23 protein-coding genes are annotated in these 19,274 nt (G+C 65.8%); 17 read left to right on the top strand and 6 right to left on the bottom strand.

Features of this window, described 5'->3' with window-relative positions:
- Window positions 1-162 carry a hypothetical protein gene (locus HNS34_RS06105; protein ID WP_172319105.1) on the bottom strand — a complete coding sequence of 54 codons (162 nt, stop codon included), beginning with the start codon at window positions 160-162 and terminating at the stop codon, window positions 1-3.
- Between the two features lie 237 nt (window positions 163-399).
- Between HNS34_RS06105 and HNS34_RS06100 the strand changes: the two genes are divergently transcribed.
- From HNS34_RS06100 to HNS34_RS06070, 7 genes are all read left to right on the top strand, one after another.
- Window positions 400-1,260 carry an MBL fold metallo-hydrolase gene (locus tag HNS34_RS06100; protein WP_172319103.1) on the top strand — a complete coding sequence of 287 codons (861 nt, stop codon included), beginning with the start codon at window positions 400-402 and terminating at the stop codon, window positions 1,258-1,260.
- 72 nt (window positions 1,261-1,332) lie between these two features.
- Window positions 1,333-1,761 carry a protein tyrosine phosphatase family protein gene (locus tag HNS34_RS06095; RefSeq protein WP_172319101.1) on the top strand — a complete coding sequence of 143 codons (429 nt, stop codon included), beginning with the start codon at window positions 1,333-1,335 and terminating at the stop codon, window positions 1,759-1,761.
- Between the two features lie 75 nt (window positions 1,762-1,836).
- Window positions 1,837-2,757: a lysophospholipid acyltransferase family protein gene (locus tag HNS34_RS06090; protein WP_172319099.1), complete on the top strand. Its 921-nt coding sequence runs from the start codon at window positions 1,837-1,839 to the stop codon at window positions 2,755-2,757.
- A gap of 299 nt (window positions 2,758-3,056) precedes the next feature.
- The gene (locus HNS34_RS06085; protein WP_172319096.1) at window positions 3,057-3,614 is read left to right on the top strand and encodes a lipid-binding SYLF domain-containing protein; all 558 of its coding nucleotides are present in this window, start codon (window positions 3,057-3,059) and stop codon (window positions 3,612-3,614) included.
- A 132-nt stretch (window positions 3,615-3,746) separates the two neighbouring features.
- Window positions 3,747-6,212, top strand: coding sequence for a penicillin acylase family protein (locus HNS34_RS06080; RefSeq protein ID WP_172319094.1), 2,466 nt, complete (start codon window positions 3,747-3,749; stop codon window positions 6,210-6,212).
- A complete protein-coding gene (locus tag HNS34_RS06075) occupies window positions 6,209-6,643 on the top strand; it encodes a GNAT family N-acetyltransferase (protein WP_172319092.1) in 435 nt (144 codons plus the stop codon). Before HNS34_RS06080 ends, HNS34_RS06075 begins: the two co-directional genes overlap by 4 nt.
- 163 nt (window positions 6,644-6,806) lie before the next feature.
- Window positions 6,807-7,733 (top strand): hypothetical protein, encoded by a 927-nt coding sequence (locus tag HNS34_RS06070; protein ID WP_172319090.1) that lies wholly within the window; start codon window positions 6,807-6,809, stop codon window positions 7,731-7,733.
- A 66-nt stretch (window positions 7,734-7,799) separates the two neighbouring features.
- On the opposite strand, the gene HNS34_RS06065 is transcribed toward HNS34_RS06070, so the two are convergent.
- Complete coding sequence (locus HNS34_RS06065) at window positions 7,800-9,002, bottom strand: DVUA0089 family protein (RefSeq protein ID WP_172319088.1); 1,203 nt, start codon at window positions 9,000-9,002, stop codon at window positions 7,800-7,802.
- Between the two features lie 132 nt (window positions 9,003-9,134).
- Here HNS34_RS06065 and HNS34_RS06060 point away from each other — a divergent pair, with 132 nt between their 5' ends.
- On the top strand, window positions 9,135-10,304 hold the full coding sequence (locus HNS34_RS06060; RefSeq protein WP_172319086.1) for a cytochrome P450: 1,170 nt from the start codon (window positions 9,135-9,137) through the stop codon (window positions 10,302-10,304).
- Window positions 10,305-10,538: 234 nt separating this feature from the next.
- Here HNS34_RS06060 and HNS34_RS06055 read toward each other — a convergent pair whose 3' ends face one another.
- Both HNS34_RS06055 and HNS34_RS06050 read right to left on the bottom strand, forming a co-directional pair.
- The gene (locus tag HNS34_RS06055) at window positions 10,539-10,985 is read right to left on the bottom strand and encodes a YaiI/YqxD family protein (RefSeq protein ID WP_172319084.1); all 447 of its coding nucleotides are present in this window, start codon (window positions 10,983-10,985) and stop codon (window positions 10,539-10,541) included.
- Window positions 10,982-11,740: an HpcH/HpaI aldolase family protein gene (locus tag HNS34_RS06050; RefSeq protein ID WP_172319082.1), complete on the bottom strand. Its 759-nt coding sequence runs from the start codon at window positions 11,738-11,740 to the stop codon at window positions 10,982-10,984. Before HNS34_RS06050 ends, HNS34_RS06055 begins: the two co-directional genes overlap by 4 nt.
- A 163-nt stretch (window positions 11,741-11,903) precedes the next feature.
- On the opposite strand from HNS34_RS06050, the gene HNS34_RS06045 reads away from it, so the two are divergent.
- The 9 genes from HNS34_RS06045 to HNS34_RS06005 all read left to right on the top strand — a co-directional run bounded on the left by HNS34_RS06045 (window position 11,904) and on the right by HNS34_RS06005 (window position 18,839).
- The gene (locus HNS34_RS06045; protein ID WP_172319080.1) at window positions 11,904-13,100 is read left to right on the top strand and encodes an ABC transporter substrate-binding protein; all 1,197 of its coding nucleotides are present in this window, start codon (window positions 11,904-11,906) and stop codon (window positions 13,098-13,100) included.
- A gap of 72 nt (window positions 13,101-13,172) precedes the next feature.
- On the top strand, window positions 13,173-13,949 hold the full coding sequence (locus tag HNS34_RS06040) for an ABC transporter ATP-binding protein (RefSeq protein ID WP_172319078.1): 777 nt from the start codon (window positions 13,173-13,175) through the stop codon (window positions 13,947-13,949).
- Window positions 13,950-14,043: 94 nt separating this feature from the next.
- Window positions 14,044-14,871 (top strand): ABC transporter ATP-binding protein, encoded by an 828-nt coding sequence (locus HNS34_RS06035; RefSeq protein WP_172319076.1) that lies wholly within the window; start codon window positions 14,044-14,046, stop codon window positions 14,869-14,871.
- 5 nt (window positions 14,872-14,876) lie between these two features.
- Complete coding sequence (locus tag HNS34_RS06030) at window positions 14,877-15,287, top strand: hypothetical protein (RefSeq protein ID WP_172319074.1); 411 nt, start codon at window positions 14,877-14,879, stop codon at window positions 15,285-15,287.
- Entirely contained in the window at window positions 15,284-15,673 is a 390-nt protein-coding gene (locus tag HNS34_RS06025; RefSeq protein WP_172319072.1) for a hypothetical protein, read from the top strand. The genes HNS34_RS06030 and HNS34_RS06025 overlap by 4 nt, the downstream gene beginning before the upstream one ends.
- Window positions 15,670-16,038, top strand: coding sequence for a hypothetical protein (locus HNS34_RS06020; protein WP_172319070.1), 369 nt, complete (start codon window positions 15,670-15,672; stop codon window positions 16,036-16,038). The genes HNS34_RS06025 and HNS34_RS06020 overlap by 4 nt, the downstream gene beginning before the upstream one ends.
- The gene (locus HNS34_RS06015) at window positions 16,038-16,439 is read left to right on the top strand and encodes a hypothetical protein (protein WP_172319068.1); all 402 of its coding nucleotides are present in this window, start codon (window positions 16,038-16,040) and stop codon (window positions 16,437-16,439) included. Before HNS34_RS06020 ends, HNS34_RS06015 begins: the two co-directional genes overlap by 1 nt.
- Before the next feature lie 85 nt (window positions 16,440-16,524).
- Window positions 16,525-17,535, top strand: coding sequence for a branched-chain amino acid ABC transporter permease (locus HNS34_RS06010; protein ID WP_172319066.1), 1,011 nt, complete (start codon window positions 16,525-16,527; stop codon window positions 17,533-17,535).
- Window positions 17,532-18,839: a branched-chain amino acid ABC transporter permease gene (locus HNS34_RS06005; RefSeq protein ID WP_172319064.1), complete on the top strand. Its 1,308-nt coding sequence runs from the start codon at window positions 17,532-17,534 to the stop codon at window positions 18,837-18,839. The genes HNS34_RS06010 and HNS34_RS06005 overlap by 4 nt, the downstream gene beginning before the upstream one ends.
- A 63-nt stretch (window positions 18,840-18,902) precedes the next feature.
- Here HNS34_RS06005 and HNS34_RS06000 read toward each other — a convergent pair whose 3' ends face one another.
- Both HNS34_RS06000 and HNS34_RS20910 read right to left on the bottom strand, forming a co-directional pair.
- Window positions 18,903-19,127 carry an SDR family oxidoreductase gene (locus HNS34_RS06000; protein WP_172319062.1) on the bottom strand — a complete coding sequence of 75 codons (225 nt, stop codon included), beginning with the start codon at window positions 19,125-19,127 and terminating at the stop codon, window positions 18,903-18,905.
- On the bottom strand, window positions 19,124-19,240 hold the full coding sequence (locus HNS34_RS20910; RefSeq protein WP_172319060.1) for an SDR family oxidoreductase: 117 nt from the start codon (window positions 19,238-19,240) through the stop codon (window positions 19,124-19,126). Before HNS34_RS20910 ends, HNS34_RS06000 begins: the two co-directional genes overlap by 4 nt.
- Window positions 19,241-19,274 lie beyond the last annotated feature (34 nt).

Below are 19,274 nucleotides of genomic sequence, written 5' to 3'. Positions count from 1 at the left end.
CTAGACGGGAACGTCGTTGAACAGCTCCTCCTCGGCGTCCTCCTCGGGCGCGGTGTAGCGCGGGCGGTGGCGGTGCGGCCCTTGCTGCTTGCTGTCCGGCCTGACCTTGTTGTCTCTCATCTTCTCGTCCGGGGTCTTGGTCTCGTCGCGTTTCTCGGCCATCTCGGGGTCTCCCTTTTCCTTCGGACCGCATCGGGTGTCTGACGCAGGCTCCAGTCTGGCGGAGAACACATGGCCGCGCCAAGTGTTCCGCGCCCCGCATCGACGCGGCAGGCGTGTTCCCGCCGCATGTTCGAGCATAACGCCCCGGCCCTGCCCGTTCCTTGACCAAAATCAAACCGCTTCCCATCTGTTTCATGCTAAGGGTCTTTCACCAGAACCTGCCGGAGGACTTTTGCCATGCACCCTGATGTCACCGCCTTCTTCGACGATGCGACCAACACCGTCTCCTACGTCGTGCGCGAGCCAGAGGGCAGCGCCTGCGCGGTGATCGATTCGGTGCTGGATTTCGACCATGCCTCGGGGCGCACCGACACGGGATCAGCCGACCGGATCATCGCCCATGTCAGGGATCAGGGGCTGGACTGCCAATGGGTGCTGGAAACCCATGTCCATGCCGATCACCTGTCCGCCGCGCCTTACGTCCAGACCCAACTGGGCGGCAAGATCGGCATCGGGGCGAATATCACCGTGGTGCAGGATGTGTTCGGAAAGGTCTTCAACGAAGGCACCGAGTTCCAGCGCGATGGCAGCCAGTTCGACCAGCTCTTCCGGGAGGGCGACAGTTTTCATATCGGCCAGCTGCGCGGCGACGTGCTGCACACGCCCGGCCACACGCCCGCCTGCATGACCTATGTGATCGGAGACGCGGCCTTCGTGGGCGACACCGTCTTCATGCCCGATTTCGGCACCGCGCGCTGCGATTTTCCCGGCGGCTCGGCCGAGGAGCTCTACGCTTCGATCCAGAAGATCCTGGCCCTGCCGGACGAGACCCGGATTTTCGTGGGGCACGATTACAAGGCGCCGGGGCGCGATGACTATGCCTGGGAATCCACTGTGGCCGAACACAAGGCGCGCAATGTGCATATCGCCGACCGTTCGCGCGCCGAGTTTGTGAAGATGCGCGAGGAACGCGACGCGACGCTCGGCATGCCCAAGCTGATCGTGCCGTCGATCCAGATCAACATGCGCGCAGGCAAAATGCCCCCCGCCGAGGATAACGGCACCACCTATCTCAAGCTGCCCGTGAACACGCTTTGACGCTACGGAAGCGGTTTTCATCGCGCGGCGCACGCGGCAAAGATCATCCTCTGACTTTCGATGAGGACCGCCATGGATCTGCGCCCGCTTTCCGAAGATCACTCCGTCGCCCCCCAGCTTGAGCCGGGTGACATGGCTCGGCTGGCCCGCGCGGGCGTGCGCCTGGTGATCTGCAACCGCCCCGACGCCGAGGTTCCGCCCGCTCTGCAAGCCGCGAGTATCGAGGAGGCCGCGACCGCCGCCGGGCTCGATTTCGTCTACAACCCCGTCAATGGTGCCGCGATGACGCTGGACAATGTCGAGGAGCAGGCCGAGGCGATGGCGGCCGCCGAAGGCAAGACGGTGGCCTATTGCGCCAGCGGCATGCGCTCGGCCGTCATCTGGGCCTTTGCGCAGGCGGGTCGGCAGGAGACGGATGCGATCATCGCGGCGGGCAACGCGGCGGGCTATCCGATGGACGGGCTGCGCGCCCAGATCGAGGCGCTGGCGGCGCGCGGCTGAGGCCCGGTTGTGCCGGTCCCCGGCGCGCAGTAATCTGGCCGCCGATGTAAACCCGCAAGATGGGGCCTCGCCGCGATGGCTGACAACGGGAGAGAGGGCCGCGGCCTTGGCAACTGGCTGGTGGACCGGCTGCTGCGCGCTGTGATCTGGCTGCTGCTGGCGCTGCCGCACCGGCTGCGCGTGCCCCTGATGGGATGGCTGGCGCGCCATGTCATCGGGCCGCTGACCGGATACGGGCGGCGCGCGCGCGCCAACCTCGCCTATATCTGGCCCGAGATGCCCGAGGCCGAGCGCCGCCGCATCGCGGGCGAAGTGCTGGATAATGCGGGCCGCACCCTGATCGAGAACTACGCCACGGCGGAACAACAGGCCCGCGCCCGCGACTGGCAGGTTCACGGGGCCGGTCTGGCCGAGGCCGAGGCGGCGCTGGCCGAAACCCGCCCGATCCTCTTCGTCTCCGGCCATTTCGGCAATTACCAGGCCGCGCGGGTGGCGATGAATCTGCGCGGCTTCTCGCTCGGCGGGCTCTACCGTCCGATGAACAACGCCTGGTTCAACGATCATTACGTGCGCACCATCGAGGAGGCAGGCGGGCCCGCCTTCTCGCGCGGGCGGCGGGGGCTTGCGGGCTTCATGCGCCATGTGCGCGAGGGCGGCCATGGCGCGCTGCTGATCGACCAGTATTACGGCGATGGCGCGATTGTCGATTTTCTGGGCAAACCCGCCCCCACGGCGCTTTCGGTCGGCGAGATCGCCCTGAAATACAACGCGCTGGTGATCCCGATCTACGCCCGCCGCCTGGAAAACGGCCTCGATTTCGACGTCGTGCTGGAGGCGCCCATCCCCCACGGCACCCCGCGCGAGATGACGCAGGCGCTGATGGATTCGCTGTCCGACGAGGTCCGCGCCCGCCCCGGCCAGTGGTTCTGGGTGCATCGCCGCTGGAAGCCCGACCGCCAGCAGGACCGCCGCCGCCACGGCCTGACCAACCCCTGACGTTCTGTTGCTTTCATTTTGCTGAAAATACCTCGGAGGTCGCCATTGTCGCGCCATTGGTCCGAGAGACAATGGCGACGGCTGGCCTCAAGCGGCGCATCGACCCCGCCCCCTCTTCGGGGCGGGCGAGATGCGCCGCCCCCCACCTCTCCAACCCAAAATACAGACGAAATCGGCGAAAACCCGCAACATTCAGTGGTTGGCGGATGACAGCGCCGCAAAACCTGCGTATCCTCCCGCGCAAGGGCGAAAACGTCCACCCTTCGAGCAACCAAGAACCTACAGGCGGTCCCCAACTCATGAGCATCCTGACCCGGCGCAATTTCATCCTTTCCACGGCAGCGACCCTTCCGCTTGCGGCCTGCGGCAACGGGATCGGCAGCGATGCCGGTCAGCGCATCGACAGCCGTGTCGACAGCGCCATCGACTTCATGCACACCAACATCCCCTATACCCGCGAGCTGAGCGAGAACGCCCAGGGCGTTCTGGTCATGCCGCTGATCACCGAGGCGGGTTTCGGATTTGGCGGCGGCTACGGGCGCGGCGCGCTGCGCATCAATGGCGCGACGGTGGATTACTATTCCTCGGCGCAGGCCACGGTCGGCTTCCAGATCGGGGCGCAGCAATACGCCCATGCGCTGTTTTTCATGACCCAGGACGCGCTGCGCGATTTCCGCTATTCCTCGGGATGGGCGGCAGGGGCCGATATCCAATATGCGGTGAACCGCGAGGGCGGCAATCTGGGCACCTCGACCACCAACCTGCTCAGCCCGGTGATCGGGGTCGTGTTCGGCCAGGCCGGCCTGATCGCGGGCGCCACGGTGGAGGGGCAGCGCTACACGCGCATCCTGCCCTGAGACGCAAGACAGGTCTCTTGACGGATGGGGGCGGTCCCCGGCGGGCCGCCACTTCCCTTTGCAAGCTCCGCTGGCCCGCGTTAGGCTGGCCTTTGCTCGACCCCGACCCCCGTTTCCTTTCCCAGGCGGCACATGGCCTTTTTCCTGCGCTGGATGATCCGATTAGTCTCTGTCGCTCTGGCGCTGTCCGTGGCCGCCGCGCTGCTGGCCTATTGGGTGTTTTCGCGCTCGATCCCGGATTACGATGCCGAATGGCAGGTGCCGGGGCTGGAGGCACGGCTGGACATCGTGCGCTCCAACGCCAATGTCCCGCATATCTACGGCGAAAGCGATCAGGACGTGTTTTTCGGGCTCGGCTTTGCCCATGCGCAGGACCGGCTTTGGCAGATGCTGATGACGCGGCGCACGGCGCAGGGCCGCCTGTCCGAGCTCTTCGGCACCCGCACACTTCAGATCGACGAATTGATGCGGCGGCTGGATCTTTACGGCTATGCCCGCCGCTCGGTGGCGGCGCAGGACGATGAGACGCTGGCCATGCTGGAGTCCTATTCGGCGGGCGTGAATGCCTGGCTGGAACTTGTCGCCGACGAGGCGCTTGGCCGGGGTGCGCCCGAGCTTCTGCTCTTCACGCCCGAGATCGCGCCCTGGCGGCCCGCGGATTCGCTGGCCGTCCTCAACATGATGGCGATGCAACTGGCCAGCCAACAGGAAACCGAGGTGCTGCGCGCGCGCACCGATCTGATGCTGAACGACCCCGCGCGACTGGCCGATATCCTGCCCGACCCGCTGGATGGGGCGGTCGCGGAATTGCCCGAATTCTCGGCCCTCTTCCCCGACCTGCCGCGCTATGCCGCCGATACCGAACCGCCCCGCGACCCGCTGCACCCGTCACCGGGGCGCATGCTGGCGGGCGCGTCGAACGCCTGGGCCGCCGCCGGCAGCCGCTCGGCCACCGGGCGCAGCTTGCTGGCCAACGACCCGCATCTGAACCTGACCGCGCCGACGATCTGGTATCTGGCGCGGCTGGAGCTGTCGACCGGCGGGGTCATCGGCGGCACCATTCCCGGCATGCCCATCGTGCTGGTCGGGCGCTCGGACGCGCTTGGCTGGGGGCTGACCTCCTCCTACATGGACGATATCGACCTCTATATCGAACGGCTGAACCCGGAAAACCGCGAGGAATACCAGACCCCGGACGGGTGGGCCCGGTTCGAGACCCGCCGCTCGATCATCGAGGTGGCCGACGCCCCACCCGTCACCGTCACCCTGCGCTGGACCGAGAACGGCCCGGTCATTCCCGGCAGCCACTGGAATATCGGCACCGTCACGCCGCCCGGCCATGTCATGTCGATGGCCTGGACCGCGCTGACCGATGAAAACACGTCGATGCGCACCGGGCTGGAACTGATGCGCGCCACCACGATCGAGGAGGCGCAGGCGGCCGGTCAGTATTTCGTGGCGCCGTCACAGGTTCTGACGCTGGCCACGATGGACCGGGTGGCGATGCAGGTGATCGGGCATATGCCCTGGCGCCTCCTGGAGCATGAAAGCCAGGGCCGCATCCCCTCACGCGGGTGGATTGCCGGCAACCGCTGGCAGGGTGTCACGCAATATTTCGCCAACCCGCATTTCGAGGATCCCGAGGGCGGCATCCTCGGCAACACCAACAACCGCATCGTGGAGCGGGATTTTCCGCTGCATATGAGCTTTTCCTGGGGTGACACGCAGCGCATCGAGCGGTGGGAAAACCTGATGCAATCGCGCCAGGTCCATACCCGCGACAGTTTCATCGAGGCGCAGTTGGACACCGTTTCGCCCACGGCGCGCACATTGCTGCCGCTGGTGGGGCGCGAATTGTGGTTCACGTCAGAGGCCGCCGAGCCCGGCAGCGTCGAGGCGCGGCGCGAGGAGGCGCTTGGGCTGCTGGCGGCGTGGAATGGCGAGATGAACGAGCATCTGCCCGAACCCCTGATCTACGCCGCCTGGATGCGGGCGCTGCAACAGCGGCTCATCCAGGACGATCTCGGTCCGCTAGCCAGTGAATACCAGGCGCTGGAACCGATCTTTGTCGAACGGGTCTACCGCGATGTCGACGGCGCCTCGGCCTGGTGCGATATCAGGCCGTCCTCCATCGAGGAAAGCTGTACCGATATTGCCCGTCTCGCGCTGGACGATGCGCTGCAAATGCTGGTGGATCGCTATGGCTCCAACATCTCGTCCTGGCGGTGGGGCGACGCACATGAGGCGGTGCATGAACACCAGGTGCTTGGCGATTCACGGCTGTTCGGATGGGCCGTCAATATCGTGCAATCGACCTCGGGCGGCGACAACACGCTGAACCGGGGCCGCACGGCGGCCACCGGCCCCGACCCGTTCCGCAACGTCCACGCGGCGGGCTATCGCGGGGTTTACGATTTCGCCGACCCCGACAGTTCCGTCTTCATCACCGCGACCGGGCAATCGGGCCATCCGCTGAGCCGCTATTACGACAACCTGGGCGAGCTGTGGCGGCGCGGCGAATACATCCCGATGTCGCTGGACGATGAACTGGCGGCGGCCGGCAATATCGGGGTGACGATCCTGAGGCCACGGGAGTGACGGATGCTCCCACCTGCCATGTCCAGACGCCCGAGACGGCGCATCTGCTGGCGGGGGCGCAGGTCTTCGACCATCCCCTCCGGCCCGCGCAGCTTGCGGCGTTCATCGCCGATCCCGGTCACGACCTGGTCTTTGCCACGCAGGGCGCCCGGGTTGTCGGCTTCGCGTCGGGCACTGTCTTGCTGCATCCCGACAAGCCGCCCGCCTTCTTCATCAACGAGGTCGGCACGGTCGAGGATCTCCGCCGCCAGGGCATCGCGCTGCAACTTTGCCGGTTGCTGATGGAAAGGGCGCGGGCGCGCGGCTGCATGGGGATCTGGCTGGCGACCGAGACCGACAACATCGCGGCCCGCGCGCTCTATCGCCGCCTGGATGCGGACGAGACGACGGGCATTGTCGTCTATGACTGGGACGGCGCGATGCAGGGGTGAGAACCGTGACCGGGCGGTATCCATCACGAGTGAACAGTCTGTTTCAAGCAAACCGAAAGCTTACAGGGCATTTTTGAGGCATACTTCCGCCGGAACCAAGGAAATACCGGGGCGGCCCCATGGCGCGCCGAGATCATAGCTCAGCAAATGAAAGGTTGTGAGAATGCCCGATTACACGAAGATCTTTACATATGAGGTTGAGGGGCTGTCCTATACGGTCGGCCTCTATCAAGATCCCGACACCGGCGATTTCCTGGCCGATATCTCGGTGCTGGAGGGCGGCATGGATGTGAATGCCATCTATTTCGGGGATGATGATTTCTCGGGCAGCAGCGAATCCCTGGGCGGGCCGCTGAACATGAACGGCGCGCGGTTGGACGGCGACCAAGTCCAGTGGGACGGGGCGACAGCCCTCAGCCGTCCTGGCCTCGGGCGCGACGGGACCGACAAGGAGACCTATGTTGCCGAAGGTGATACGCTGACCGTTGAACTGGATATCGACAGTCTGGACGAGGTCGATGTGTTCGGCATCCGCGCCACATCGACGACAACGCCCGAGGGTTCGATCAAGGCCGTCTCGGATGACCCCGAAGAACCAGAAGAGCCTGAAGAACCGGAGGATCCGACATTCGACAAGATCGGATTCGGGGTCGAGATCGGCGATAATGGCGGGATCGAGAACGGCATCTTCCTTATGGCGGATGACTTGCCGGACGGCGAGGAGGCGAGTTTCGAGAGCTATGTCGATTTCTACGACAGCACCTTCGGCGACGATCCGGATTACAACGTGACGCAAGTGGAATCGGTGATCTTCTACGAGCTTCTACCGGGAACCGACGAGAACGGAGACCCGATCGAGATTCCGCAGGAACTGTTTCGCATCGACGCCCCCGAAGGTGGGTTTCAGGATGCAGACGCGATGCTGGCCGCCTATGACGATGCAATCGCCGACGGAGCGCTGGACGGCGCGCAGTCAGGGGCCGAGGCTGGCCTGGAATTGATGGCGGCGCTCAGCCTCGATGACGATTTTGCCCCAGACAGCTCCGCCCAGGACGACAGCATGGTCGAGGACGATATGGAAATAGCCTGATCCGCAGGCGAGGCCAACCGGAGAAGAAACCTGCATCCGCAGAGGGGTGCCTGCCGGTCGGACCGCTCACCTCTCGCGCCTGATCTCCAGCCGGATGGTGCCGGGTTGGCCGTGATACTGCATCAGCGCCACCGTGTAGCTGCCCGCCCCGATCCAGGCCGAGACCTGCGAATCGAGCGTGCCGTTCGCGTCGTCATTCTGTGCGATCAAGGTGCCGCCACCGAAAAGATACACGATCGGGTCGGAGGATCCGAAGCCGGTCGCGTCGATGGTCACGCGGCCCGCCGCATCCATGGTGAAGGCATGCCAGATCGCATCGCCCGCAACGGACGCATCGCGGCTGAGCCTTGTCTCGAGGGGCCCGAGCTGCGTCACGGGATAGGCGGAGCCATCGGCGGGCGGGCTGGCCTCGGCCGTGGAAAAGAGCGTCTGCTGCGCGACCTGCGAGGACATTGCCGCAACCGAGACCTGCACCGGCTGGCTCGCATCGCTGAGCGCGCGCATCCCGATGCAATAGCTGCCCGCGGGCAGGCCCTCGGGGAAATCGAGCCGGGAATTCAGGCTGTTATGGTCGTCATTCTCGTCGATCAACTGGCCCTGCGCATCGTAGAGGTAGATGTAGGGGTCGGCGCGCGGATTGGTGGCGCGGATCACCAGCGGCGTGCGCGATTGCAGGGTGAAGCGGTAATAGGGCACCTGCGCCACGCTGTGAAAAGCCACGGCGGAGCCATCGGGCAGCTGGTCGATGGCGGCGGCCCCCAGGGCGGTCGCGGCGGTCTCGGACGTGCAGGCCAGGATATTCGAGCCGCCCGAGCCGGGGGTCAGCGCGGGATGTGCTGCCAGCCCGATACGCAGATCGGCCTGGCCCGCCCTATCGTCATAGCTGCGGGTGGCAAGGCAGTATCGGCCGGTCTCCAGCGCGATCTCGCCGCGCGCATCGAAGCGCCCGCCGCTGTCATCGTCGAACAGGACCAGCGCGCCGGTGGCGTCGTAAAGCTCGATCAGCGGATCGGTCCCGTCCCGGCCCGCCGCTTCCAGCCGGACATCCGCTGGGGCCGAGAGGGTGAAGAGCGTCACGTCATAGCCATTCGCGGGGATGCTCGCGGGGCGGTCGGTGGGCGCGGGCGCGGTGGCGAGGTCCGAGGCGGCCTCGGACCCGCCGATCCAGCTGCCGCGCGGCAGCTCCGCGCCACAGGGCTGGCTTTGCGCGAAGGCCGGAACGGGCGAGAGCAGGACCAGCGCGAGGGCGGCGAGACGGCGAATGGGCATGGGCGATCCTTATCCTTGACGGGGTGAGGATAGCCTTGGCGCGGGCGATCCCGCCAGCCCCGATTTCGGGCCATTGCAGGCGCCGCGCGCGCGGGTCAGGATAGGGGCAGACCAGGAACGGAAAAGACCGCCATGCAGTATCTCAGCCAATCGCCCACGGACCCCGGTTTCGTGCAGGACCCCTACCCGTTCTACGCCCGTGCCCGCGCCGCCGGGCCGCTTGTTCACTGGGACGATTACAACATGGTTTGCGCCACCACGCATGAGGCGGTGAACACGATCCTGCGCGACCGGCGCTTTGGCCGCGAGGCGCCCGAGGAGATGCGCCCCGAGATCCCCGCGCATCTGGCCCCCTTCTACGCGGTCGAGGCGCATTCCATGCTGGAGCTGGAGCCGCCGCGCCACACGCGCCTGCGCGGCCTCGTCATGCGCGCCTTCACCTCGCGCCGGATCGCCGGATTGAAGGATGGCATCGGGGAGCTGTGCCACGAGCTGATCGACGCCTTCCCCGATGGCCCGTTCGACCTGCTGGACGCCTATGCCCGCCCCCTGCCCGTGCGCGTGATCGCGCGGCTGTTGGGCGTGCCCGAGGAGATGGGGCCGCAGCTGTTGCAATGGTCCAACGCCATGGTGGGGATGTATATGGCGGGCCGGACGGCAGAGGATGAGGCGGCGGCGGTGGCGGCGACGGAAGATTTCGTGGCGTTCATGCGCGGCTATGTCGAGGCGCGGCGCAGCGACCCGCATGACGACCTGATCACCAGCCTCATTGCGGCGGAGGAGGATGGCGAAAGGCTCAGCACCGATGAGTTGATCACCACCTCAATCCTGCTTCTGAACGCGGGCCACGAGGCGACGGTGCATTCGCTCGGCAACGCGGTGAAGAGCATCCTCGAACATGGGATGGCCCCCGCGGGGGAGGCGGGCGCATTGGTCGAGGAATGCCTGCGCTATGACGCGCCGCTGCATCTGTTCACGCGCCATGTCTATGAAACGGTGGAGCTGTTCGGGCATGAGTTCCGGCGCGGCGACGAGGTCGGGCTGATGTTGGGCTCGGTCGGGCGCGACGCAGGCGTGACTGCCGACCCCGACCGGTTCGATGCCACGCGGCAGGCCCCGGCGCATCTGGCCTTCGGCGCCGGGCTGCATTTCTGCGTCGGTGCGCCGCTGGCGCGGATGGAGATGGCGATTGCGCTGGAGACCCTCTTTGCGCGCTGTCCCGGTCTGGCGCTGGAAGAGGGGCCGCGCTACGCGGATATCTATCATTTTCACGGGCTGGAGCGGTTGAGGCTGCGGCGCTGATCCCGATGGTGTGTCGAATTGCTGCGCAATCCGACCGATGCGAGGGGGCTGTCTGCCCCCTCGCGCTCCCCCGAAGGTATTTTCGGCAAAATGAAAGAGGGGGGTGGGAGGCGCGGTTCGGCATTTTGCGTTTCATCTGATCCAGACAGCATCGAAAGGCGCGTTCGACCGCAGGGCGAGGCAGCGTCTTTCAATTCGGATCAAACGCAAACTGCCTGTGACCTCGATGCGGGACTAACGGGGCAGCTTGCGCAGGGCGTTTTCCAGCGCGTTCAGGAACTGGCTGCGGTCCTTTTGCGAAAACGGTCGCTGACCGCCTATCCCCTGGCCGTCCAGACCAGCGCGGAGATCGGCCATGATCGCGCGGGTGGCGATCTGCGCCCCGATGGAGGCGGCGGAGAAGCTCTGGCCCTTGGGGTCCATCACCGCGGCCCCCGCTTTCAGACAGCGATCGGCCAGCAGGATGTCGGAGGTGATGACCAGCGTGTCGGGACCGGCGGCCTCGGCGATGGCATCGTCGGCGGCGTCGAAGCCCGCATCGACCACCTGCATCGAAATCAGCGGATGATCGGGCAGGCGCAGCCCCTGGTTGGCGATGAACCGCACCGGGCATTTGTGGCGCAGGGCAACGCGGGTGACCTCCTCCTTCACCGGGCAGGCATCGGCATCGACGAGGATCATGGGATCTCCGTTCCGGCGAGGCGGGCCAGCGCCGCTTGCAGCAGCATCGCGTCCGATCCCATCCCCAGGAAGGTGACGCCAAGCCCGGTGTAATGGGCGAAATCGGCATCAGGGCAGATGATCCCGGCGGCTTTTCCGGCGGCGCGGATGCGGGGGATGGCCCCGGCGATGGCGCGGCGCAGGTCCGGCGCGTCGATGGAGAGCCCCATATCGGCGGCGAGGTCGGCGGGACCGATGAAAACCGCATCGACACCGTCGACGGCCGCAATCGCGTCGAGGTCGTCCAGCGCGGCGCGGCTTTCGGCCTGCACCAGGCAACAGATCTGATCATTTGCCGTCTCGGCATAATCCGCAATTGCGCCGAACCCGGAGGCGCGGGCCACCATCGCGCCCTGCCCCCGTACGCCATCGGGCGGGTAGCGCAGGCCGCGCACCACCGCGCGGGCCTGGTCGGCTGAATGTACCATCGGCACCAGCACCGATTGCACACCCAGATCCAGCACCTGTTTCAGGATCCAGTCGGCATCCGTCGGCACCCGCACCACCGGCGCGGTCCCCGTCCCCTCCAGCGCCATCAGTTGCGCGCGGATCGCAGACGGATCCCAGGGCCCGTGTTCGCCGTCAATCAGGCACCAGTCGAACCCGGCCTGTCCGGCCATCTCGGCCACTAGGCCCGAGGACAGGTTGAGCCAGAGGCCGCGTTGCAGCCGCCCCTGTGACAGGGCCGATTTCAGGGGGTTTCGCGGCGCGGGCATGGGGCAGTCCTTTCCGGGGTCGGTTGCGCGGACTGTGCCAAGTTGCAGGCCCGGGCGAAAGCCCCCTCGTTGTCCGGCATGAAAGGACCAAATCGGCCCTTTTCAATCGCCCCGCCGCGGCCTAACTTGGCCCCAGACAACACTGTCCAACTGGGAGAGAGACATGAAAAAGATCCTGCTGGCCACCGCGGCCACCGCAGCCCTTTCGGGTGCGGCCTTTGCCGATGCGCATGGCAATGAAGTGCGCCTCGGCGTCCTGCTCAGCTTCACCGGGCCGATTGAATCGCTGGTGCCCGCCATCGCGGGCGGCGCCGAACTGGCCATGGCGGAAGCCACCGCAAGCGGCAACTTCATGGACGGCATGACCGTGACGCCGGTGCGCGCCGATGCAACCTGTGTCGATGCCTCCGCCGCGACCGCCGCCGCCGAACGCCTGGTGACCTCAGACGAGGTGGCGGGCATCGTGGGGGCCGATTGCTCGGGCGTGACCACCGCCGCCGTGTCCAACGTAGGCGTGCCGAACGGGATCGTGATGATCTCGCCCGCCGCGACCTCGCCCGCGCTGTCGGAGATCGAGGATAACGGCCTGTTCTTCCGCACCGCGCCGTCGGATGCGCGCCAGGGCGAAGTGCTGGCCAACGTGATCATGGATCGCGGCTTCGAGAGCATCGCGATCACCTATACCAACAACGACTATGGCCTCGGGTTCGCCGATGCGCTCTCCGCCGCCTATGAGGAGCTTGGCGGCACCGTGACGCTGGTTGCCGCCCATGAAGACGGGCGCGCGGATTACTCGGCCGAGGTCGGCGCGCTGGCGGCTGCGGGCGGTGATGTCCTGGTCGTGCTCGGCTATGTCGATCAGGGCGGTGCGGGCGTGGTTCAGGCAGCCCTTGATACCGGCGCGTTCGACACCTTTGCCTTCGGCGACGGCATGATCGGTGACGCGCTTGGCGACACGTTCGGCAGCGATATTGACGGCAGCTTCGGCACCAACCCCGGCAGCCAGGGCGATGGAATCGAAGCGTATCAGACACTTGCGGGCGAGGCCGGGATCGACGGCTCGGGCGTCTATTCGGCGGAAGGCTATGACGCGGCGGCGCTGATCATCCTGGCGATGCAGGCGGCGGGATCGACCGATGCGGGCGATTATGCCGGCATGATCGAGGCCGTGGCCAACGCACCGGGTGAGGAAATCATGCCCGGCGAGTTGGGCCGCGCGCTGGAGATCCTGGCCGAGGGTGGCGAGATCGACTATGTCGGCGCAAGCTCGGTCGAGCTGGTCGGCCCCGGCGAGGCCGCGGGCACCTATCGCGAGACCGAGATGCAGGGTGGCGAGCTGACCACGATTCAGTTCCATTGAGCCGCGCAAGCACTTGAAAACGTTAGCAGCCCGGTTCTAGGCCGGGCTGTTTTTCTTGGGAATGACCGCCGCATGATCACCGTTCACGACCTGCACAAACATTTCGGCGGCTTTCACGCCGTGGATGGCGCGAGCCTCAGCATCCAGCCCGGATCAATCACCGGGCTGATCGGACCCAACGGGGCCGGAAAAACAACTCTTTTCAACGTGATCGCGGGCGTTCTTGAACCGACCTCGGGCCGCGTCGAGATGGATGGCGAGGATATTACCGGGCTGCCGCCGCATGTCCTCTTTGGCAAGGGGCTTCTGCGCACGTTCCAGATCGCGCATGAATTCTCGTCGATGACGGTGCGCGAGAACCTGATGATGGTGCCGGGGGACCAGTTGGGCGAGACGCTCTGGAACACCTGGATGCACCGCAAGCGCATCGCGGAAGAGGAACGCGCGTTGGCGAAGAAGGCCGACGAAGTGCTTGATTTCCTGACGATTTCCCATCTGGCGGATGAGCGTGCGGGGAACCTTTCGGGGGGGCAGAAGAAGCTGCTGGAACTGGGGCGCACGATGATGGTGGATGCCAAGATCGTGTTCCTGGACGAGGTCGGCGCGGGCGTGAACCGGACGCTGCTCAACACCATTGGCGACGCCATCCTGCGCCTCAACAAGGAGCGCAACTATACCTTTGTCGTCATCGAGCATGATATGGATTTCATTGGGAAAATCTGCGATCCGGTGATCTGCATGGCGGAAGGGAAAGTGTTGGCCGAGGGCAGCCTGGAGGAGATCAAGGCCAATGAGCATGTGATCGAGGCCTATCTGGGCACCGGGCTGAAGAACAAGGAAACCGCGTGATGGAACAATCCGCGAAAATGGGGGGGTGCCCCCCGTACACCCCCCGATGCACCCCCTGTACACCCCCCGGCGCGGATGCGAGGGGAATTGCCCGATGAGCGACAAACCCTATTCCGGACGCGGCAATAAGGATCTCTCGATCGGCAACCCCGACGGGATCGGCACGCTGACGCCCGCCAGGGGCCAGCATGACCGCGCCACACCCGCCCCCGGCGGGCCGTTCCTGATCGGCGAGGCCATGACCGGCGGTTATGGCAAGGGGGCGGACATCCTGCATGACTGCACCATCGCCGTGGAGAAGGGCGAGATCGCGGTTATCGTCGGGCCGAACGGCGCGGGCAAATCCACCGCGATGAAGGCCGTCTTCGGGATGCTGGACCTGCGCGAAGGCGCCGTCCGGCTGGATGGCGAGGATATTACCCACCTGACGCCACAGGCCCGCGTGGCGCATGGCATGGGCTTCGTGCCGCAGACCTCGAACATCTTCACCTCGATGACGGTTGAGGAGAACCTGGAGATGGGCGCCTTCATCCGCACCGACGATTTCTCGGGCACCCTGGCGCAGGTCTATGACCTCTTCCCGATCCTCAAGGACAAGCGCCGCCAGCCCGCGGGCGAGCTGTCGGGCGGCCAGCGCCAGCAGGTGGCCGTCGGTCGGGCCTTGATGACTCGGCCAAAACTGCTCATGCTGGATGAGCCCACGGCAGGCGTCAGCCCGATCGTGATGGACGAATTGTTCGACCGCATCATCGAGGTCGCCCGCACCGGCATCTCGATCCTGATGGTGGAGCAGAACGCCCGTCAGGCGCTTGATATTGCCGACAAGGGCTATGTTCTGGTGCAGGGGAGGAATGCCTACACCGATACCGGCAAGGCATTGCTGAACGACCCCGAGGTGCGCCGCAGTTTTCTTGGAGGATAAGACTTATGAAATATCTGATTGCGGCGGGCCTTGCGGCCCTGACCAGCCCCGCGATGGCCGAGATACGCAGCTATTCGTGCCAGATGTACGAGGCGTGCCGAACCTCCTCGGGCGGCTGTTCGCCGATTGACCGGGTGCATGAATACCACCTGGATGCCGAGACCGGCGAGGGCCGCATGGTGCAGGAGGGCTCGCCCTTCGATGGCGAGGTATCGACCAGCGGCGAGGCGACGCATTTCGTCTTTGTCAACAGCACGGGCATCGAAATGGCCACCGTCGCCTCGGGCCAGGTCGTGTTCCTGGGCAACATGCTGATCGGCGACAGTATCGCGCATTACCGGCTGATGGGCAATTGCACCGAGATCGGCGCCAGCGACACCGCAGGCGGCGGCACCCCCGGCGGCGGCAGCAAGTGATCCTGCGCGCGGTCCTTGGTCTGGCCCTTGCTCTGGGCCTGCCCGCGCAGGCGCTGGCCGAGGGCGCGCGCATTTCCGTGACCTGCCAGGTCACTTCCTCGTGCGATGCGGGCGGGCAATGCACGGCCACGCGCCAGCCTTTCGATTTCACACTGGACCCCGTCGATGTCGGCCCGGATGGCGCGGGAGATTTCCGCATCACCATCGCCGGGGCCGGGTTCGACGCAGAGGTTACGGCGGATCGCACCGTGACATGGGCCGGCGCGGCGGAGACCTGGAACCAGCTTGTCTTTGCCGCCGAGCCGCATGTGATCTGGACCGCGCGCAGGGCCGACCCCGCGCCCGAGGCGCAGATCCGGTTCCTGAGTTGCGAGACGCAATTGTGATTGCCCGCCTGCTGCCCCTGCTCTTGATCGCCCTGCCCGTCCCCGTCCACGCGGTGACGCCGCTGGTCTGCCTGTTCCGGCCGGTCTGTGCCGGTGACGCCTGCGACCGGGACAGTTTCACCGTCGAGATCGCGCCCATCGACCATGAGCCGGGGCTATGGGTGGTTTCGGACGCGGAACAGGTGCCGGTGGCCGATGTGACGCCCGAAGGCTCCGACACGCTGAGTTTCGTCAGCCGCGATCCGGCCAGCCGCATCCTGATCACGGTTTTTCCCTCCGGCGGGGCCATCCATTCCCGGCATATCCTGCGATCGGGTCAAGGCCCCGTCGCCCTGACCGCCATCGGCCAATGCGAGGTTCTTTGATGCTGACACGCGCCGCTATCGCCGCCCTTTGCCTGTCGCCCCTGCCCGGCTACGCCCAGGAGGTCAGCCTGACCTGCACCCTCTCGATCATCTGCATCGAGATCTCGGCCTGTTCCGACCTCGACCAGGAGATCGCGATTACGCAGGAGGGCGGTGTCTGGTCGGTGGACTGGAACGCCGAACTGCCCTCGGATTACGAGGAGATCGCCAATATCCCCGCGCCGGAGGGGGCGCTGGAGCCCACCGGTCTGCGCACGCTGATGCACACCAACGAGGAGACGCAGGCGGTGCAGATCATCAGTTTCGCCGACAATGGCAACCTGGTGCTGACCCTGCATCAACCCCATATCCGGCCGCAGGCGGTGACGGGGTTCGGCACCTGCGAGGCCGCGGCGCAATGAGGGCCGTGCCGGTGTCGAAAGCCTTGCCCTTATGGCGAAAACCCGCCATTCAGCGCGGGGACGAAACCAGGGGGAGAGGCCCGTCATGGACCTGCTGAACGCCATCGTTGTCTTGGCGAATTTCGTGATCGTGCCGGCCACCGCCTATGGCGCGCAACTGGCGCTGGGCGCGCTTGGCGTGACGCTGATCTACGGCATCTTGCGGTTCTCGAACTTCGCGCATGGCGACACCATGGCCTTCGGGGCGATGGTGACGATCCTGGTGACCTGGGGCTTGCAGGGCGCGGGCGTGTCGCTGGGGCCGCTGCCGACCGCTTTGCTGGCGCTGCCGGTGGGGATCGCGGTGACGGCGCTGTTGCTCATCGGGACCGACCGGGTGGTCTATCGTTTCTACCGGGCGCAGAAGGCGAAACCGGTGATCTACGTGATCGCCTCGCTCGGCGTCATGTTCATCATGAACGGGCTGGTGCGCTTCATCATCGGCGTGGGGGATCAGCGGTTCGCGGATGGCGAGCGCTTCATCGTCTCGGCACGCAATTTTCAAAGCCTCACCGGTCTTGACGAGGGGCTGGCGATCCGCACCAGCCAGGGGATCACGCTGGTCACGGCGATCCTTGTGGTCATTGCCCTCTTCTGGTTCCTCAACCGCACCCGCACCGGCAAGTCGATGCGCGCCTTTTCCGACAATGAGGATCTGGCGCTGCTGTCGGGCATCAACCCGGAACGCGTCGTGCTGATCACCTGGATCATCGTGGCGGCGCTGGCGACCACGGCGGGCGTGCTTTACGGGCTCGACAAGAGCTTCAAGCCCTTCACCTATTTCCAGCTTCTGCTGCCGATCTTCGCCTCGGCCATTGTCGGCGGGCTCGGCAACCCGGTGGGGGCCATCGCGGGCGGTTTCGTGATCGCGTTTTCCGAGATCTCGGTCACCTATGCGTTCCGCCGCGTGGCGGGCCATGTGCTGCCCGAGGACTGGATGCCCGAGGGGCTGATGCAGCTTCTGTCGACCGATTACAAATTCGCGGTGAGCTTTGGGATCCTGTTGATCGTGCTGCTGTTCCGGCCCACCGGATTGTTCAGGGGGAAAGCGGTATGACCCGGGTGGAACCACGCAATATCCTGCTTTTCGGACTGGTCGCCATCCTCTTCATCGGGACCGGCATGATGCAGTCCTGGAACTCGGCGCTTGGCATTTTCAACATGGGGCTGGTCTCGGCGATCATGGCCCTGGGCGTGAACATGCAATGGGGCTATGCGGGGCTGTTCAACGTCGGGATCGTGGGATTCACCGCGCTTGGCGGGCTGGCCGCGGTGCTGGTCTCGATGCCGCCGGTGCCGGAGGCCTGGGCCGCGGGCGGTCCGCGCATCCTGCTGGCGTTGCTGGCGGGGGCCGCGACCATCGCGGGCGCGATTGTGGTCTGGACGCGGCTGCCAAGGGGCTGGGTCCGGGTTGTGGCGATGCTGGCGGTCCTGATCGCGGGCTATGTCATCTACCGCGCGATCTTCGATCCCGCGCGCGACGCGATCGAGAGCGTCGATCCCGCGCTCACCGGCTATCTGGGCGGGCTTGGCCTGCCGGTTGTGCTGGCCTGGCCGGTGGGCGGGTTGTTCGCGGCGGGTGCGGCCTGGATCGTGGGCAAGGTGGCGCTTGGGCTGCGCTCGGACTACCTGGCGATTGCGACGCTCGGCATTGCCGAGATCATCATCGCGGTGCTGAAGAACGAGGACTGGTTGGGCCGGGGCGTCAAGAACGTGACCGGCCTGCCCCGCCCCGTGCCTTACGAGATCGACCTGCAACAGGCAGAGTGGTTCATCGCGCTGTCGGACCGGATCGGGGCCAATGTGGTCAGCTTCTCGTCGATCTTCGTCAAGCTCAGCTATGCAGGTCTGTTCATCGTCGTGATCCTGGCGCTGATCTGGCTGAGCCAGATGGCCCTGAACAGCCCCTGGGGCCGGATGATGCGGGCGATCCGCGACAACGAGGTCTCGGCCTCGGCGATGGGCAAGAACGTCACGCGCCGGCATTTGCAGATCTTCATCCTGGGCTCGGCGGTCTGCGGGCTGGCCGGTGCGATGATGACGACGCTGGACGGCCAGCTTGTGCCCAGTAGCTATAACCCGCTGCGCTTTACCTTCCTGGTCTGGGTAATGGTGATTGTCGGCGGATCGGGCAACAACTGGGGCGCGGTCCTGGGCGGGTTCCTGATCTGGTGGCTGTGGATCATGGTCGAGCCGATGGGCCTGGCATTGCTGGAGTTCGTCACCAGCGGCATGGCCGCCGACAACCCGCTGCGCGAGCACCTGATCGACTCGGCGGCGCATATGCGATTGCTGACGATGGGGATATTCCTGCTGGTGATGCTGCGCTTTGCCCCGCGCGGGTTGATCCCCGAGAAATAGGCGGGGCCGAAATTTCGAAATTTCGGATGAGGGCTTTCGAAAGCCCTCGCGCCCCGCCCCGGGTCAGTCGTCGGGGAAATCCACCACCTGCCCCGCCGTGGTGCCGCCGTCGATGACGAATTCCGACCCGGTCGAGAATGTCGCCTCGGTCAGCAGGAACCGGACCAGGCGCGCGACCTCCTCGGGTTGGCCGAGGCGCGCGATGGGTTGCTGCGTGATCGAATCCTCGTCGATGCTCTTTGTCTTGGGCGCCCCCTGCGCGCGAGACGGCGGCGGACCAATCATCATGGCAGGACTCGTCGAGCGCCGCCTTGCGCCAGAAGTCTGGACGTCGCCTTGCCGATGCCGCTGGCACCGCCGGTCACGATGATCTTGAGGTCGGAAAGCGGGTCGATGGGCATGGGGTGGGCTCCTCTTTACAGGATGACGAGGAGC

It is taken from the genome of Alterinioella nitratireducens, from assembly GCF_013155465.1.
Classification (GTDB): domain Bacteria; phylum Pseudomonadota; class Alphaproteobacteria; order Rhodobacterales; family Rhodobacteraceae; genus Alterinioella; species Alterinioella nitratireducens.
The sequence above is the reverse complement of the archived record's forward strand: the minus strand, read 5'-3'. Positions and strand labels throughout refer to the sequence as shown.

What these genes read in the sequence shown, in the direction of transcription:
- HNS34_RS06105 (WP_172319105.1), bottom strand. Translation starts at nt 162, where the DNA reads ATGGCCGAGAAACGCGACGAGACCAAGACCCCGGACGAGAAGATGAGA.
- HNS34_RS06100 (WP_172319103.1), top strand. Translation starts at nt 400, where the DNA reads ATGCACCCTGATGTCACCGCCTTCTTCGACGATGCGACCAACACCGTC.
- HNS34_RS06095 (WP_172319101.1), top strand. Translation starts at nt 1,333, where the DNA reads ATGGATCTGCGCCCGCTTTCCGAAGATCACTCCGTCGCCCCCCAGCTT.
- HNS34_RS06090 (WP_172319099.1), top strand. Translation starts at nt 1,837, where the DNA reads ATGGCTGACAACGGGAGAGAGGGCCGCGGCCTTGGCAACTGGCTGGTG.
- HNS34_RS06085 (WP_172319096.1), top strand. Translation starts at nt 3,057, where the DNA reads ATGAGCATCCTGACCCGGCGCAATTTCATCCTTTCCACGGCAGCGACC.
- HNS34_RS06080 (WP_172319094.1), top strand. Translation starts at nt 3,747, where the DNA reads ATGGCCTTTTTCCTGCGCTGGATGATCCGATTAGTCTCTGTCGCTCTG.
- HNS34_RS06070 (WP_172319090.1), top strand. Translation starts at nt 6,807, where the DNA reads ATGCCCGATTACACGAAGATCTTTACATATGAGGTTGAGGGGCTGTCC.
- HNS34_RS06065 (WP_172319088.1), bottom strand. Translation starts at nt 9,002, where the DNA reads ATGCCCATTCGCCGTCTCGCCGCCCTCGCGCTGGTCCTGCTCTCGCCC.
- HNS34_RS06060 (WP_172319086.1), top strand. Translation starts at nt 9,135, where the DNA reads ATGCAGTATCTCAGCCAATCGCCCACGGACCCCGGTTTCGTGCAGGAC.
- HNS34_RS06055 (WP_172319084.1), bottom strand. Translation starts at nt 10,985, where the DNA reads ATGATCCTCGTCGATGCCGATGCCTGCCCGGTGAAGGAGGAGGTCACC.
- HNS34_RS06050 (WP_172319082.1), bottom strand. Translation starts at nt 11,740, where the DNA reads ATGCCCGCGCCGCGAAACCCCCTGAAATCGGCCCTGTCACAGGGGCGG.
- HNS34_RS06045 (WP_172319080.1), top strand. Translation starts at nt 11,904, where the DNA reads ATGAAAAAGATCCTGCTGGCCACCGCGGCCACCGCAGCCCTTTCGGGT.
- HNS34_RS06040 (WP_172319078.1), top strand. Translation starts at nt 13,173, where the DNA reads ATGATCACCGTTCACGACCTGCACAAACATTTCGGCGGCTTTCACGCC.
- HNS34_RS06035 (WP_172319076.1), top strand. Translation starts at nt 14,044, where the DNA reads ATGAGCGACAAACCCTATTCCGGACGCGGCAATAAGGATCTCTCGATC.
- HNS34_RS06030 (WP_172319074.1), top strand. Translation starts at nt 14,877, where the DNA reads ATGAAATATCTGATTGCGGCGGGCCTTGCGGCCCTGACCAGCCCCGCG.
- HNS34_RS06015 (WP_172319068.1), top strand. Translation starts at nt 16,038, where the DNA reads ATGCTGACACGCGCCGCTATCGCCGCCCTTTGCCTGTCGCCCCTGCCC.
- HNS34_RS06010 (WP_172319066.1), top strand. Translation starts at nt 16,525, where the DNA reads ATGGACCTGCTGAACGCCATCGTTGTCTTGGCGAATTTCGTGATCGTG.
- HNS34_RS06005 (WP_172319064.1), top strand. Translation starts at nt 17,532, where the DNA reads ATGACCCGGGTGGAACCACGCAATATCCTGCTTTTCGGACTGGTCGCC.
- HNS34_RS06000 (WP_172319062.1), bottom strand. Translation starts at nt 19,127, where the DNA reads ATGATGATTGGTCCGCCGCCGTCTCGCGCGCAGGGGGCGCCCAAGACA.
- HNS34_RS20910 (WP_172319060.1), bottom strand. Translation starts at nt 19,240, where the DNA reads ATGCCCATCGACCCGCTTTCCGACCTCAAGATCATCGTGACCGGCGGT.